This window comes from Vibrio sp. 811 (assembly GCF_033339195.1).
Window position 1 is genome coordinate 1 of sequence record NZ_JAWOUB010000639.1, and the last position, 597, is coordinate 597.

The 597-nt window shown below is 42.4% G+C and carries 1 pseudogene; it reads left to right on the top strand.

The features are described from left to right. Positions 1–410 (top strand): annotated as a pseudogene (locus R7Q46_RS28560) (two-component system response regulator); the annotation flags it as partial. Positions 411–597: the final 187 nt, after the last annotated feature.

A 597-nucleotide genomic window follows, 5' to 3' on the forward strand; every position in this document is an offset into this window, starting at 1 on the left:
ACTCTGCTTCCCAAGAAAATGGAGGTGTAGCGACAACGCTACTGGTGAGAGCTTTGTTTGATGATTACCTAAGAAACTTAAAAAGTTTCAGTGCGGATCTGAAAGACATGGTAAACATCATGGAGAAGGGCATTGAGTGCTCAGATTGTGCTGGTGCGGTGAAGGCGGTATTTGGTGTGGCGGATTTAGCTTCTTCAACCGTGTCACTTTTACCTGCTGGTTTGGACAGCCAATGGTCGGATGGACATGAAAATCAACATATTGCGGCAGGCAATCGACTGGGCGATGGCAGCATGAAAAACTTCATCACCCGAGATTTACCGCTGAAGACAACAGGTCAGTTGTCGATAGGTTGTTTAGGTGCATCCAGTTTCAGCCTGAATATTACTCGAGTGAATCGACTCGTTTAGAAAGCCAAACTCGGATCTTATCTTTAATTAATATGGTGAAAGCAGCATGTAATGTGCTGCTTTCTTCTTTCCTGAATCTGTCGTTCTATAACTGATGATTTTATAACCTTACTTTTTGTTGGTGTTTAGATGGAATTGTTTAAGGTATAGTCAGCGCCTAAAACAATAATGACCCATTTATGCAACG